Source organism: Achromobacter arsenitoxydans SY8 (assembly GCF_000236785.1).
Taxonomy (GTDB): Bacteria; Pseudomonadota; Gammaproteobacteria; order Burkholderiales; family Burkholderiaceae_B; genus Achromobacter; species Achromobacter arsenitoxydans.
This window is the reverse complement of the sequence record NZ_AGUF01000055.1, coordinates 214,347-228,208: the sequence shown is the minus strand read 5'-3', so window position 1 is coordinate 228,208 and position 13,862 is coordinate 214,347. Positions and strand designations below refer to the sequence as shown.

11 protein-coding genes and 2 tRNA genes are annotated in these 13,862 nt (G+C 65.8%); 7 read left to right on the top strand and 6 right to left on the bottom strand.

The annotated features are described in order from the left end of the window. Nucleotides 1-3 precede the first annotated feature (3 nt). Both rlmB and rnr read right to left on the bottom strand, forming a co-directional pair. A complete protein-coding gene (rlmB, locus tag KYC_RS16705; protein ID WP_008164422.1) occupies nt 4-741 on the bottom strand; it encodes a 23S rRNA (guanosine(2251)-2'-O)-methyltransferase RlmB in 738 nt (245 codons plus the stop codon). A gap of 141 nt (nt 742-882) precedes the next feature. After that, on the bottom strand, nt 883-3,348 hold the full coding sequence (gene rnr, locus KYC_RS16700; protein ID WP_043518670.1) for a ribonuclease R: 2,466 nt from the start codon (nt 3,346-3,348) through the stop codon (nt 883-885). Between the two features lie 232 nt (nt 3,349-3,580). Between rnr and KYC_RS16695 the strand changes: the two genes are divergently transcribed. After that, a tRNA-Leu gene (locus tag KYC_RS16695) sits at nt 3,581-3,665 on the top strand. Nucleotides 3,666-3,949: 284 nt separating this feature from the next. Here the strand turns inward: KYC_RS16695 and KYC_RS16690 are convergent. Further along, the gene (locus KYC_RS16690; protein ID WP_043518668.1) at nt 3,950-4,561 is read right to left on the bottom strand and encodes a tRNA-uridine aminocarboxypropyltransferase; all 612 of its coding nucleotides are present in this window, start codon (nt 4,559-4,561) and stop codon (nt 3,950-3,952) included. A 149-nt stretch (nt 4,562-4,710) separates the two neighbouring features. Here KYC_RS16690 and KYC_RS16685 point away from each other — a divergent pair. Continuing rightward, a tRNA-Leu gene (locus KYC_RS16685) sits at nt 4,711-4,795 on the top strand. Nucleotides 4,796-5,026: 231 nt separating this feature from the next. Here KYC_RS16685 and KYC_RS16680 read toward each other — a convergent pair. After that, entirely contained in the window at nt 5,027-5,476 is a 450-nt protein-coding gene (locus tag KYC_RS16680) for a GNAT family N-acetyltransferase (protein WP_008164415.1), read from the bottom strand. A gap of 112 nt (nt 5,477-5,588) precedes the next feature. Here KYC_RS16680 and KYC_RS16675 point away from each other — a divergent pair, with 112 nt between their 5' ends. From KYC_RS16675 to KYC_RS16655, 5 genes are all read left to right on the top strand, one after another. Next, nucleotides 5,589-6,482: a DMT family transporter gene (locus tag KYC_RS16675; protein WP_008164413.1), complete on the top strand. Its 894-nt coding sequence runs from the start codon at nt 5,589-5,591 to the stop codon at nt 6,480-6,482. A 33-nt stretch (nt 6,483-6,515) separates the two neighbouring features. Further along, nucleotides 6,516-7,460 (top strand): AEC family transporter, encoded by a 945-nt coding sequence (locus KYC_RS16670; RefSeq protein WP_008164410.1) that lies wholly within the window; start codon nt 6,516-6,518, stop codon nt 7,458-7,460. A 9-nt stretch (nt 7,461-7,469) separates the two neighbouring features. Beyond that, nucleotides 7,470-8,750 carry an arsenic transporter gene (locus KYC_RS16665; protein WP_008164407.1) on the top strand — a complete coding sequence of 427 codons (1,281 nt, stop codon included), beginning with the start codon at nt 7,470-7,472 and terminating at the stop codon, nt 8,748-8,750. A gap of 155 nt (nt 8,751-8,905) precedes the next feature. Beyond that, entirely contained in the window at nt 8,906-10,129 is a 1,224-nt protein-coding gene (locus KYC_RS16660) for a YeeE/YedE family protein (RefSeq protein ID WP_008164406.1), read from the top strand. 201 nt (nt 10,130-10,330) lie between these two features. Next, nucleotides 10,331-12,004, top strand: coding sequence for an FMN-binding glutamate synthase family protein (locus KYC_RS16655; RefSeq protein ID WP_043518741.1), 1,674 nt, complete (start codon nt 10,331-10,333; stop codon nt 12,002-12,004). 15 nt (nt 12,005-12,019) lie between these two features. Here KYC_RS16655 and KYC_RS16650 read toward each other — a convergent pair whose 3' ends face one another. Both KYC_RS16650 and KYC_RS16645 read right to left on the bottom strand, forming a co-directional pair. Then, complete coding sequence (locus tag KYC_RS16650) at nt 12,020-13,492, bottom strand: phospholipase D-like domain-containing protein (RefSeq protein WP_008164402.1); 1,473 nt, start codon at nt 13,490-13,492, stop codon at nt 12,020-12,022. A 9-nt stretch (nt 13,493-13,501) separates the two neighbouring features. Next, nucleotides 13,502-13,837: an ElaB/YgaM/YqjD family protein gene (locus KYC_RS16645; protein ID WP_043518666.1), complete on the bottom strand. Its 336-nt coding sequence runs from the start codon at nt 13,835-13,837 to the stop codon at nt 13,502-13,504. Nucleotides 13,838-13,862: the final 25 nt, after the last annotated feature.

Sequence of the window (13,862 nt, the reverse complement as noted above, 5' to 3'; positions counted from 1 at the left end):
GAATCAAGACTGGCGCTGGCGCACGGTCTCGTACAGGCAGACGGCGCTGGCCACGCTGACGTTCAGGCTTTCCACCGAACCCAGCATGGGAATGTTCACCAGCTGGTCGCAGGTCTCTCGGGTAAGGCGGCGCATGCCCTCGCCTTCGGCGCCCATGACCCAGCCCATGGGCTGGCGCGCGTCGATCTGGTGCATGCTGCCGGTGGCCTGGTCGTCGGTGCCCACCAGCCACACCCCGCGGTCCTTCAGGCTGCGCATGGTGCGGGCCAGGTTGGTCACCATCAGGTAGGGGACGGTGTCCGCCGCCCCGCAGGCCACGCGCTGGACCGTTGCGTTAAGGCCGACGGCCCGGTCCCTGGGCGCGATCACGGCGTGCACGCCGGCGGCATCCGCGGTGCGCAGGCACGCGCCCAGATTGTGGGGATCGGTTACGCCGTCAAGAATCAGCAGCAGCGGCGGGCCCTCGACCACGTCCAGCACTTCATCCACATCGACAGCAAGCTGACGCTCGTCGGCCAGCGCAACGACGCCCTGGTGGCGGGTGCCGCGCGACAGGCCGTCAAGGCGTTCCATCGGAACCGGATGCAGGCGGCAACCCGCCTTTTCAGCCTGCTCGATGAACGTCTGCATGCGCTTGTCGCGGCGCGAGGCCTCGACATAGATTTCCTTGATCGACTCGGGCGCGTGGCGCAGCCGCGCGACAACCGCGTGAAACCCGGCCAGAACTTGGGTCGACGCCATAGAACAATACCTTTAGATAAACGAATACCCGCCCCAGAGCGGGGCGGGCCACCGGACCAAGCCGGCAATAACCGCAATGTTACCCCTTAAGGCCAGGCCGCCAAACGACGGCCTGGGCATAAGGACCCGGTTTCGCGCCGGTCAGTGCCGCTTGCGGACGACCTTCTTGGCGGGTGCGGCGCGCTTGGCGGCCTTGGGCGGCTTGCTGGCCTTCTTGGCCTCGGCGCGCCGTTCCTTGGCGGTCTGGCCCTTCAGGGCGGCGGGTTTGGGCGCCGCCGCCTTCTTCACGCGGCGCGCCGGTTCATCGGAGCCGCGCGCGGCGGCCTTGCGCAATGCGTCGAAGCTGGTGCCCTGCACCAGGCGGAATTCGATGCGGCGCGCTTCCAGGTCCACGCGAGAGACCTGCACCTGCACCTTGTCGGTAAGGCGGTAACGCATGCCCGTGCGCTCGCCACGCAGCTCGTGCAAGGCGTCGTTGAACTGGAAGTACTCGCCGCCCAATTCGGACACGTGCACCAGACCTTCGACGTGCAGCGTATCGAGCGTGACGAAGATGCCGAAACTGGCCACGCCGGTGACGGTGCCGCTGAAGTCTTCGCCGACGCGCTCCTTGACGAACCAGCACTTGAGCCAGGCCTCGACATCGCGCGACGCCTCGTCCGCGCGCCGTTCGCTGGCGGACAGCACCAGGCCCAGCTTTTCCCAGATGGCGTGTTCGTGTTCGCGCTGCGTGCGGCCGATGACCACGGCATGGTCGTCCAGGCTGGGCACGTAGCGTTGGCCCGCCAGCAGCGCCTTGATTACGCGATGCGTGAGCAGGTCGGGGTAGCGGCGGATCGGCGACGTGAAGTGGCTGTAGCCGGGATAGGACAGGCCGAAGTGGCCCATGTTGTCCGGGCTGTAGACGGCCTGCTGCATGGAACGCAGGCACATGGTCTGCAGCAGCTGGTAGTCGGGGCGCCCCCGGACGGAATCGAGGAAGTCGCCATAATCCTTGGCGGTGGGCGTCTCGCCCCCTCCCAGCGACAGGCCCATCGTGCGCAGGAACTCGCGCAGCGATTGCAGGCGTTCCGGCGTCGGGCCTTCGTGGATACGGTACAGGCCGGGATGCTTGCTGCGCGTCATGAAGTCGGCCGCGCAGGTATTGGCGGCCAACATGCACTCTTCGATCAGCTTGTGGGCGTCGTTGCGCACCGACGGCACGATCTGCTCGATGCGCCCGAGCTCATTGCAGACGATCTTGGTTTCGACCGTGTCGAAGTCTATGGCGCCGCGCTTCTTGCGCCCTTGCGACAGCACCTGGAAGAGTTCGTAAAGGTGCTGGACCTGGGGCATCACGCTGCGCATCGCATGCGCGGCCGGACCGCCCGGCTGCTGCAGGGCGGCCCAGATGTTCGTGTAGGTCGTGCGGGCGTGCGAATGCATGACCGCGTTATAGAACTGGTAGGCCGTGACCGTGCCCGCCTTGACGCCCGAGGCCGGAATGACCATGTCGCACACCAGGACCAGGCGGTCGACGTCGGGATTCAGCGAACACAGCCCGTTGGACAGCGACTCGGGCAGCATCGGGATGACCCGGCGCGGGAAGTACACGCTGGTGCCGCGCTCGATTGCGTCGTCGTCCAGCGCGTCGCCCGGACGCACGTAATGGCTGACGTCGGCAATGGCCACCAACAGGCGCCAGCCCGGACGCTTGCGCTGGCCCGCACCCAGTTCCACGGGTTCGCAATACACGGCGTCGTCGAAATCGCGCGCGTCTTCGCCGTCGATGGTGATGAGCGGGACGTCGCGCAGATCCACGCGGTCCTTCAGGTCGGTCTTCCTGACCGAATCCGGCAGGCGAGCCGCCTGCTTGAGCGCGCCTTCCGTGAAATCGACCGGCACGTCGAACTTGCGCACCGCGATCTCGATTTCCATGCCAGGGTCGTCGATTTCGCCGAGCACCTCGGCGACGCGACCCAGCGGCTGCGTGTGGCGCGTGGGTTGCGCCATGATTTCCACCGCGACCACCTGCCCGTGCTGGGCGCCGTTGGTGTCGCTGGGCGGAATCAGGATGTCGTGCTTGATGCGCTGGTCTTCAGGTACGACGATGGACAGGCCGTGCTCGTGCAGGAAGCGCCCCACCAGCTTGTTGGTGCGGCGTTCGATGACTTCGACAATGGTGCCTTCCGGCTTGCCGCGGTATTCGCCCGACGGCTTGACCAGCACGCGGTCGCCATGCAGCACCTTGAGCATTTCGCGCGGCGACAGGAACAGATCGGGGCCGCCGTCATCGCGCAGCAGGAAGCCGAAGCCATCGCGATGGCCCAGGACCTTGCCAGCGACGAAGTCGAGCTTGGTGGCCAGCAGCAACACGCCCTTGCGGTTGGGCATCAGTTGCCCATCGCGCTCCATGGCGCCCAGGCGGCGCTCGAAGCCCACCATCGTCGCCGGGCGCTCGATGCCCATGCGTTCAGCCAGCTCCACCGGAGACAACGGCGAACCGGCGGCGCGCAACGCCGTCAGGATGGCTTCACGGGACGGAACATCAGGGTCGAAGTCCGGCGGCGCTTCGGGCAAGGGTGTTGATCTGTTGTTATTCGACTCGTTATTCGATCGTTTTGCCAAAGCTAAAATTTCCGTATATAATGCGCAGCTTCTGTGGTTCGCCCAAGGCTGAACACTGAAGCAGAAATGGTCAGAAGGTTGATCAGCCAAGCCCAAAGCTGAACTGAAAAACCGATTGTAAAACCAACTGCAAGCTGGCGCATGGTTTAGTTCAACTGTTTAATCAAATATGTTGAACCGGACGATGCAACTGGCGGCAGCGTAGCACATAGTTCTGACAGTATCTTTCAGTGCCCAGGTGGCGGAATTGGTAGACGCGCACGGTTCAGGTCCGTGTGCCGCAAGGTGTGGAGGTTCGAGTCCTCTCCTGGGCACCACGGAATTCAAATCAAGGCAATTTGAATTGACTTGATCAGCGATGAAAAAGCACGACGTAAAGCGTGACTGAAAATCGCGGCTGAAAAGCCCCGGAAATCAAATGATTTTCGGGGCTTTTGCTTTGCGCGTCCGAATTAGGCATTTCGTGCAAAACACGCAGGGCCTAATAGCAGGAGCGAAAGCGAAAAGAGGGATAGCCTGTGCCAGGCACTGATACATAACACCGATTTAGCGCGCTCCCACAGACATAGACGCAAAGCGTCGTCGCCCTCCCCCCTTCCTTTCAGCGCCATGGAACCTTGCGGTTCAAATGATGGCGCGCATAAAGCTCCGCGCCCATTCCGTCGATCTGCCCGTCGATCAGCGCCTCGAATGGCGCAAGCAAGGCATCGAAATTGCGCGGCGCCTCAATGGCGTTCAGCGCGTGCGTCACGGCTTCGATGGTGGACAACGCGCCCGGCACATCGGCATGACGCACGCGATAACGGGTAGACAAGCCGGCAGGCAACATCACGCGAGGCAAGGCTGCAAGCGCAGGATTGATGTGCAGCAGCTTGCGCGCATGCCCCCAGGTTCCGTCCGGAACAATCAGCCGGATGGGCATGCCCAGATCCTGGCCATAGCCCGGCGTCAGCACTTCGGCGTCATTGCCGGGAAACAGCAGGCGCGGCGCATGGCCCGCCTCGGCCCAGTCCTCTTCGCGAAAATACTCGCCGACCACACGGCGCGCGCCGGCCAGGCCCAGCACCGCAAGCCTGGCGGTATTCAGAGCATGGCGCGCTTCGCTTGGATGTTGCAGCACCACCACGCGAGTGCGGCAGGACAGCGAAGGAATCAGGGCGCACAAGCAGTGCGATTCAGGGCGCAGGCAGCGCGTACAGAGTGTGCGGGACATGGCCGACACTATATCGAAAGCGGCCCGAACAAAAAAAAGAGAAAAATATGCAGAACGACTTGCACACTTCTAAAAAAGTATGCATAATCTCATTCCTCTGCTGCTGAACACGAAACAACGCGAAAGCGAAGCGAATGTAAAGCAACAGCGCCCAGGTGGCGGAATTGGTAGACGCGCACGGTTCAGGTCCGTGTGCCGCAAGGTGTGGAGGTTCGAGTCCTCTCCTGGGCACCAATTATTACATCACGAGGTACCTGTCGTGATGCGCCAAGAAAAACCCCGTACGCGAAAGCGTTCGGGTTTTTTCTTTTCCGGTCCACGCGCGGATATACCGGCGCGTTTTGCGGAAAGCACCGCGGCAAAGCACAAAGGAGCCGCGGCTTATCGGCCTTGATGCGCCACGACGCCGATGTCGTGACGCATGCTCATTCTCCTCTACCGCAGCCGCCCTTGCCGCAGTCGCCGCTATTTCAACGTGCGCGTCATGACTACGTGCGGAATGCCAGCTTCGACGAACTCCTCGCCTTCCGTCTTGAAGCCGTGCGCCTCGTAAAAGCCCGCCGCGTGGGTCTGCGCGTGCAGCACCAGCATGCGGTGGCCGTCTCCGTGGCCCTGCCCGATCAGCGCATCCAGCAACTGGCTGCCCACGCCCATGCCGCGCGCCTGCTTGTGCACAGCCATCCGGCCGATATGGCCGTCAGGCAACAACCGCCCGGTTCCCATCGGCGTGCCGTCGGGGCCATAGGCCACGGCATGCACTGACACCGCGTCGTCGTCGTCGAGCTCGACTTCGGGCGGCACTTTCTGCTCGACCACGAATACCTGGTGCCGAACCGAATACGCGTCGTCGCGCAGGCGATCCCAGGTTCCCAGAGCGATACGCACCGTTGCTTGTTTGTTGGCCGACATGTCCATCCCCTACGTTGCAGCAAATGAATAACAGAATCCTACGCCGCATTCTCGCAGGGATGAAAGGGGAGCGAAAAGGGGTACGATCGCGGCTTGCCCACGCCGCCCATGCTCCGCCATGCCGCCTGCCGCTCCTCCCGCCTGGTTGAAGATCGCCCCCGCGCTCTTTCTTGCGCTGTGGTCCAGCGGTTTCGTCGTGCTCAAGGTGGGGCTGGCCTACGCCGATCCACTGACGTTCCTGGCGCTGCGCTACGCCTGCGTGGTGCTTATCCTTGCGCCCTTGCTGCTCGCCCTGCGTCCGCCGCTGCCCACCGGGGTCCAGGCGTGGACGCACCTGGCGATGGTCGGATTGCTGTTGCAGGCAGGCTACTTCTGCTTTACCTATCTTTCACTCAAGCAAGGCATGTCCGCAGGCGGTCTGGCGCTGATCACGTCGCTGCAACCCATCCTGATCGGCCTGCTGGCGCCGGCAATCGCACACGAGCGGGTAGACGCCCGGCGCTGGGCCGGCCTTGCGCTGGGCGTGACGGGCGCCGCGCTCGTGATCGTCGCCAAGGCCTCGATCGACGTGCTGGCGCCCCTGGGCCTGCTGTTCGCGGTGGGCGCCCTGCTCTGCATCACGGGCGGCACCCTGTACGAAAAGCGCTTCGGCGTGCAGGTCCATCCCATCGCCTCCAATCTCGTGCAATACGGCGTCGGGCTCGCCGTGACCGCGCCGCTGGCATTCTGGCTGGAGCCCATGCATATCGAATGGACCGGCGGCCTGCTAGGGTCGCTGGCCTATCTGGTAGTGGGCAATTCCCTGGTCGCGATTACCCTGCTGCTGACCATGATCCGGTATGGCGAGGCCTCGCGGGTTTCCGCCCTCTTCTTTCTGGTGCCTCCCTGCACGGCCGTCATCGCGCTGCTGATCCTGCGCGAACCCATACCGCCATTGGCCTGGCCTGGAATGGCGCTGGCGGCTCTGGGCATCCTGCTCGTGACCCGCAAGCCGGGCGGCGCACCCAAGTAGAATGAGCGCCTTTCCGCCCTTGCAACCTTTCCCATGAACGCCGTCGTCACCGCCGCCCTGCCGGTCTTCGCGCTGATACTGACAGGCTGGCTGGCCGCCCGCTGGCGCATCCTGGGAACCAACGCCACCGACGCGCTGAACCGCTACGTGGTCTACCTGTCCTTGCCCGCGCTGCTGTTCCGCGCCATGACGCAGGTCGACCTGGCGCACATGGCGCATTGGGGATTCGTCGGCGCATTTGCGGGCGGCGTCGCCATCACTTTCCTGGTGTCCTTCGTGCCCCGCAAACGCGGGCCGGACTCGCTGACCGACCGCAGCATCGAAGGCCTGGCGGCCTCCTATGCGAACGCTGGCTACATGGGCATCCCGCTGTGCCTCGCGCTGCTGGGCGCGGACAGCCTGGCGCCCGCCACTTTCACCACGCTGCTGACCGCCAGCGTGCTGTTCGGCTTTGCGATCGCGCTGATCGAATTCGACCGCCAGCAGACGCCCAACCTGCCCTCCACGCTGCTCAAGGTCGGCCGCGCCCTGCTGCGCAATCCGCTGCTGGCCGCGCCGGTGCTGGGCCTGGCCTGGGCCGCCACCGGCCTGACGCTGCCGGAAGGCGTGGACCGCTATGTGGCCTTGCTGGGCGCGTCGGCCAGCCCTTGCGCACTGGTGACCATCGGCCTGTTCCTGGCGCAGACGGAGACATCCAGCTCCGGGCCTGGCGTGCTGCGCCTGGTGACGGGCAAGCTGCTCCTGCAGCCGGCCGCCACGGCTGTGCTGGCGTTCTACGTATTCTCCATGCCCCCGCTATGGGCCTGGACCGCCGTGCTGATGAGCGCGCTGCCCATCGGCACCGGCCCCTTCATGCTGGCCAAGATGTATGGCCGCGACGCCCGCGTGACGTCGCGCGCCATCCTGGTCAGCACCGTGCTTTCGGTGCTGACCGTCAGCCTGCTGGTAGCCTGGATCAGCGCCCACCCGATTTCCTGAACAGTACCTATGCTGCTCGCCGCCGCCATCTTCGTCTTCACCATCACGCTTGTCATCTGGCAGCCTCGGGGCCTGTCCATCGGCTGGAGCGCCGTGATCGGCGCCGGCCTTGCACTGGCGACCGGCGTGGTCCACCTGGCCGACATTGCCGATGTCTGGCGCATCGTCTGGAACGCCACGGCCACCTTCATCGCCATCATCATCACCAGCCTGATCCTGGACGAGGCGGGCTTCTTTGAATGGTCCGCGCTGCACGTGGCCCGTTGGGGCGGCGGACGCGGACGGTTGCTGTTTGTCCTGATCGTCCTGCTGGGCGCGGCCGTCTCCGCGCTGTTCGCCAATGACGGCGCGGCGTTGATCCTTACGCCCATCGTCATGGAAATGCTGCTGGCCCTGGGCTTCGGCCCGGGCGCATCGCTGGCCTTCGTGATGGCCGCCGGCTTCATCGCGGACACCGGCAGCATCGCCCTGATCGTTTCCAACCTGGTGAACATCGTGTCGGCGGATTTCTTCGGCATCGGTTTCGGCGAGTACGCATCGGTGATGCTGCCCGTGAACCTGGTCGCCGTCGGGTCCACGCTGGCGGTGCTGCTGCTGTTCTTCCACCGCAGCATCCCGCCGCGCTACGACGTGAACCAGCTGCCTGCGCCCGCCTCGGCCATCCGCGACCGGATCACCTTCCGCGCCGGCTGGGTAGTGCTGGGCCTGCTGCTGGCGGGTTTCTTCATCCTGGAACCCATGGGCATTCCCGTCAGCGCCATCGCCGCCGCCGGCGCACTGGGCCTCCTGCTGATCGCGGGCCGCCAGCACGTCGTGGGCACCCGCCGCATCATGCGCGAGGCGCCCTGGCACATCGTGATCTTTTCCCTGGGCATGTACCTGGTCGTGTACGGCCTGCGCAACGCCGGCCTGACCGCGCACCTGGCGCAGGTGCTGGACCGGTTTGCGGAACACGGCGTGTGGGGCGCAGCGATGGGAACCGGCCTGGTCACGGCGTTCCTGTCGTCCATCATGAACAATCTTCCGACCGTGCTGATCGGCGCGCTTTCCATCGCGGACACCAGCGCCACCGGGCCGGTGCGAGACGCGATGATCTACGCCAACATCATCGGCAGCGACCTGGGCCCGAAGATCACGCCAATCGGCAGCCTGGCCACGCTGCTCTGGCTGCATGTGCTGGCGCGCAAGGGCCTGCGCATCACCTGGGGCTATTACTTCAAAGTGGGGATCGTCCTGACGTTGCCCGTACTGCTGCTGACCCTGGCCGCGCTGGCCTGGCGGCTGCAGTAGGCCGGCGGCGCACGCCTCCAAATAACTTTTGGTTATTATCGAAGAAAAAAACAGTACTTTGAGAGATTTACCGGCCGTTCTAGACTGGCGGCTATTCCTACGGGTGCGTCCACGCACCCGTTTGCATTTATGCCTTTGATTTTCCGGGACTTCCCATGAGCGCGAACGCCTCCTCCCTGCCCCTGCCCTCGGCCCTGCCGCCCATCCAGGTCAACCGCAAGCCGCTCTGGATTGCCATGCTGCTGGTCCTGGCTGGCGCCCTGTACCTCAACCAGACCGTCAGCTGGCGCCAGGGCGCGCTGTGGGTGGTTGGCGCCCTGCTCGGCGTAACGCTGTACCACGCCTCGTTCGGATTCACCCAGGCATGGCGCGTATTCGTTTCGGACCGCCGCGGCGCGGGCCTGCGCGCGCAGATGCTCATGCTGGCCGTCGGCGTGCTGCTGTTCTTCCCTTTCCTGGCTGCGGGCACGCTATTCGGCCAACCCGTCAATGGCTTCGTTTCGCCTCCGGGCGTGTCCGTCGTGCTGGGCGCATTCCTGTTCGGCATCGGCATGCAACTGGGCGGCGGCTGCGCGTCGGGCACGCTGTTCGCCGTGGGCGGCGGCAATACGCGCATGGTCGTGACGCTGCTGTTTTTCATCGTGGGATCGGTCATCGCCACCGCCAACTTCGGCTGGTGGTCCAACCTGCCCGCGCTGGCGCCCACCTCGCTCATCAAGACCTGGGGCCTGGCGCCCGCGCTGATCGCCAACCTCGCGGTGTTCGCCCTGATCGCCTGGGCCGCCACCGCGCTGGAAAAGCGCCGTCACGGCCACGTGATTTCATTCGCCTCCCGCACCGGGCGGCCCGTCTCCCTGCTGCAGGGCCCCTGGCCGCTCATCTGGGGCGGCGTGGCGCTGGTGGCGCTGAACTTCGCCACGCTGGCCCTGGCCGGACGTCCGTGGGGCATCACATCCGCCTTCGCACTGTGGGGCGCCAAGGCGCTGGACGCGGTAGGCGCAGACGTGGCCACCTGGGCCTATTGGAGCAAACAGCCCTCGCTGGCCGCGCCGCTGCGCCAGGACGTCACCACGGTCATGGATATCGGCCTGATGCTTGGCGCCCTCGCGGCCGCCAGCGCGGCCGGCAAGTTTGCCCCCGTCTGGAAGGTGCCCGCCCGCTCGCTGGCCGGCGCGGTCGTCGGCGGCCTGCTGCTGGGCTACGGCGCTCGCCTGGCCTTCGGCTGCAACATCGGCGCCTACTTCAGCGGCATCCTGTCGGGCAGCCTGCACGCCTGGCTGTGGCTGCCTGCCGCGTTCGCGGGCAGCGCGCTTGGCGTCCGCCTGCGGCCGCTGTTCGGATTGGCAGTCGAAAAGACGCCGCCGGCATCCAGCTGCTGAAAAACTGTGTTCCAGAAATGGCCTCCTGAAAACCAGGGGGCCATTTTTTTGGCTGCCCGCCAGCCCAATAAACACGGGGCTCGCGGGGCGCAAGGCGCCATCGGACCGTCCGTATGCCTGCGCGCGGCGGCCACCCTCCATGCCTCGGCCAGACGGCTGCGCTGGTGTATGGTTGCTCCATCCCGGAATACGGAGATGGACATGAACTGGATTGCCGGCCGATACACGGCCTTTATGCTGACGCTTGCGGGCGCCGCGATCACGGCCTTCCTGGCCGCAACAAATTCGGCCTGGTGGCTGGCGGCCGCCGTGCCGCTGGTCCTGCTGGGCGCGCTGGGCGTCTATGACCTTATCCAGACGCGCCACGCCATCCGGCGCAATTACCCGGTGCTGGGCAACCTGCGCTTCCTGTTTGAATTCATCCGCCCGGAGATCCGCCAGTACTTCCTGGAAGACGACACCCAGGCCGCGCCCTTCTCGCGTGCGCAGCGCTCCATCGTCTATCAGCGCGCCAAGCGCGAGATCGACAAACGTCCCTTCGGCACCCAGGAAGACGTGTACGGCGACCGCTACGAGTGGATCAATCATTCGATGTCGCCCTCGCACGTCGACGACACCGACTTCCGCGTCACGGTGGGCGGGCCCGAGTGCACGCAGCCCTACTCCATGTCGGTGTTCAACGTGTCGGCGATGAGCTTTGGCGCGCTGTCCGCCAACGCCGTCCTGGCGCTGAACGAAGGCGCGCGCCAGGGCGACTTCGCGCACGACACGGGCGAAGGCGGCATCAGCCGCTACCACCGGCAGCCGGGCGGCAGCCTGGTCTGGAACATCGGCTCCGGCTACTTCGGCTGCCGCGACGAGCACGGCGCGTTCTCGGAAGAGGCCTTCGTCAAGAACGCCTGTACGCCGCAGGTCAAGATGATCGAAATCAAGCTGTCGCAAGGCGCCAAGCCCGGCCACGGCGGCATCCTGCCCGCCGGCAAGGTGACGCCGGAGATCGCCGAGGCGCGCGGCGTGGCCGCCTGGCAGGACTGCAATTCTCCGGCCAGCCACTCGGCCTTCGACAGCCCCATCGGCCTGATGAAGTTCGTGGCGCGCCTGCGCGAACTGTCGGGCGGCAAGCCGGTTGGCTTCAAGTTCTGCGTGGGACATCCCTGGGAATGGTTCGCCATCGTCAAGGCCATGCTGGAAACCGGGATCACGCCGGATTTCATCGTGGTCGACGGCGCCGAGGGAGGCACCGGCGCCGCCCCCGTGGAGTTCGTGGACCACGTGGGGACGCCGCTGCGCGAGGCCCTGCGCCTGGTCCACAACACGCTGATCGGGGTGAACCTGCGCGACCGCATCAAGCTGGGCGCTTCAGGCAAGATCATCACCGCCTTCGACATGGCCCGCGTCATGGCCATGGGGGCCGACTGGTGCAATGCAGCGCGCGGCTTCATGTTTGCGATCGGCTGCATCCAGGCCCAGGCCTGTCATACCGGCAAATGCCCCACCGGCGTCACCACGCAGGATCCCTTGCGGCAGCGTGCGCTGGTCGTCCCCGACAAAGCGCAGCGCGTCGCCAACTTCCACGACAACACCCTGCATGCGCTGGCCGAACTGCTGGCGGCGGCTGGGCTGACCCATCCGTGCCAATTGCGCCCCCACCATATCGCGCGCCGCATTTCCCCCAGCGAAATCCGCCTGCTTTCCGCGCTGTTTCCCGAGCTGGCGCCCGGCGAGCTGCTGCGCGGCGAGTTCCGGCACCAGGTGTTCCGCGTGGGCTGGGCGATGGCGCAGGCCGGGTCATTCCAGCCTACGCACGACATCACCACCGCGCTGGCGCAGCAGCACGCCGATACGGCGCCGGCCGCCGCGCCCGCGGGGGCCTGACGCGCGGCGCGGGCCCTACAGCCAGCGCTCGAACATCCGCGAAAAGAACTCCATGAGACGGTCATCCACGCCCCGGTCCTTCCAGGCCTCGGGCGTGATCCGCACGGAATCGGTCACGTCGCGCTGGAACAGCGCCTCCATCTCGGCGGCGAACTCCGGCCCCAGCACCACCGCATTGATCTCGTAGTTCAGCGCAAAGCTGCGCCAATCCATGTTGCTGGAGCCCACCGTGGACCAGACCCCGTCCACCACCGCGGTCTTGGCGTGCAGGAGCGCATCGCGCCGTTCGTAGATCTTGACGCCGGCGCGCAGCAGCCCCGTGTAGTGCGACCGCCCGGCATTGAACACCAGCGAAGAATCGCTGAAGCCGGGCAGCACCAGCACCACGTCCACGCCACGCCGTGCCGCCGCCTCCAGGACTTCGATGAACTCCGGATCCGGCACGAAGTACGCCATCGTGATGTGTATGGACTTCTGAGCGCTTTCAAACGCGGACATCAGCGTGAGATAGACCGTGTAGCCGTCACTGCGGTCGGGCTGGTTGGCCAGGATGCGCACGTTCGTCGTGCCTGCGGGCGCCGCGACGAGGGTATCGCCGCCCTTGATCGGCTCCTTGGCCTGCGACTCCCACCCGGCCTGCAAGACCTGCTCAAGCTGCGCCACCGCCGGCCCCTCGATGCGCAGATGCGTATCCCGCCACGGCGCGGACCGTGCGTCGCCGGCAGCATCGGCGTCGGCCTTACCCGATCCTGCTCCGGATCCGCCGCCGCCCGATAACGACGAGGACTCATACACGCTGCTGACATTGATGCCGCCCAGGTATCCGACCTTGCCATCCACCACCAACACCTTGCGGTGATTGCGTTGATTGGGAGACCAGCCCGCGCGCGCGCGCGCCGGGTTGACCGGATTGAATACCGCGACCTGGATCCCCGCATCGCGCAGGCGCTGGAACAAGGCGTCGGGCGTCTTGATCGTGCCCACCGCATCGACCATCAGGGATACCTCGGCGCCACGATTGCGCGCCGCGATCAGCGCATCGGCGAACCTCGCCCCTTCGGCATCGTCGTCGAAGATGTAGGTTTCCATGTGAACGTACCGGCGCGCCTGCCCGATCGACTGCAGCATGGCCTGGTACGTGGTGGGGCCGTCCGCCAGCAGCCGCACGCGGTTGCCGGGGACCAGCGGCGCGCCGCTGACCGCCCGCTCCACCGCCAGGTGGCGGGCCAGGAAATCGTCTTTGGGTGTTTGCGAGTCCGCCGCGATGCCTTGCCCGCGGCGGTAGCTTTCGCGCGCGGCGTCGGAAGACAGGCCAGCCTGCGCGGCCCGCGCCTGGCGCTCCTGCGCATCCGGTACGCTGGCGCAAGCCGTCAGCAGGGACGCCGCGCAGGCAAGCAGCGCGATGCGCACCCACTGCCGCGCGCCTGCCAGGCTATCCCGCAAGCCGTGGCGCGGCCCGACCCGGCTCAGGGCCGGATACGGACTCATGGCGCGCCTTTAGCGCCGGTTGCCCGCCATCAGAACGCAGCCGAGCACCGCGCCAACCAATGCGGCCACACCGACCGATTTCCAGGCGTGCTCATGGACATACTCATCCGCATAGGCCGTGGCGCGGCGCGCGCGCTCGCGGGCAGCGCCTTCCCAATCGCCCGCGGATTCGCGCGCCTCGGCAAGTTGGCGCTTGAGGCGGCTGCGCGCCGCTTCGATCTCGGAGCCCGTGTAGCTGGCAGTCGACCGCAAGAGGTCTTCCGTGCCGGCGAGCAGTTCGTGAAAACTGTCGTTCACCCGCTCACGATGCAAAGCCATTTCTGCGCGCTGATGCTTTCGGTTCATGGTCGCTCCTTGTTCTATTGAGCCG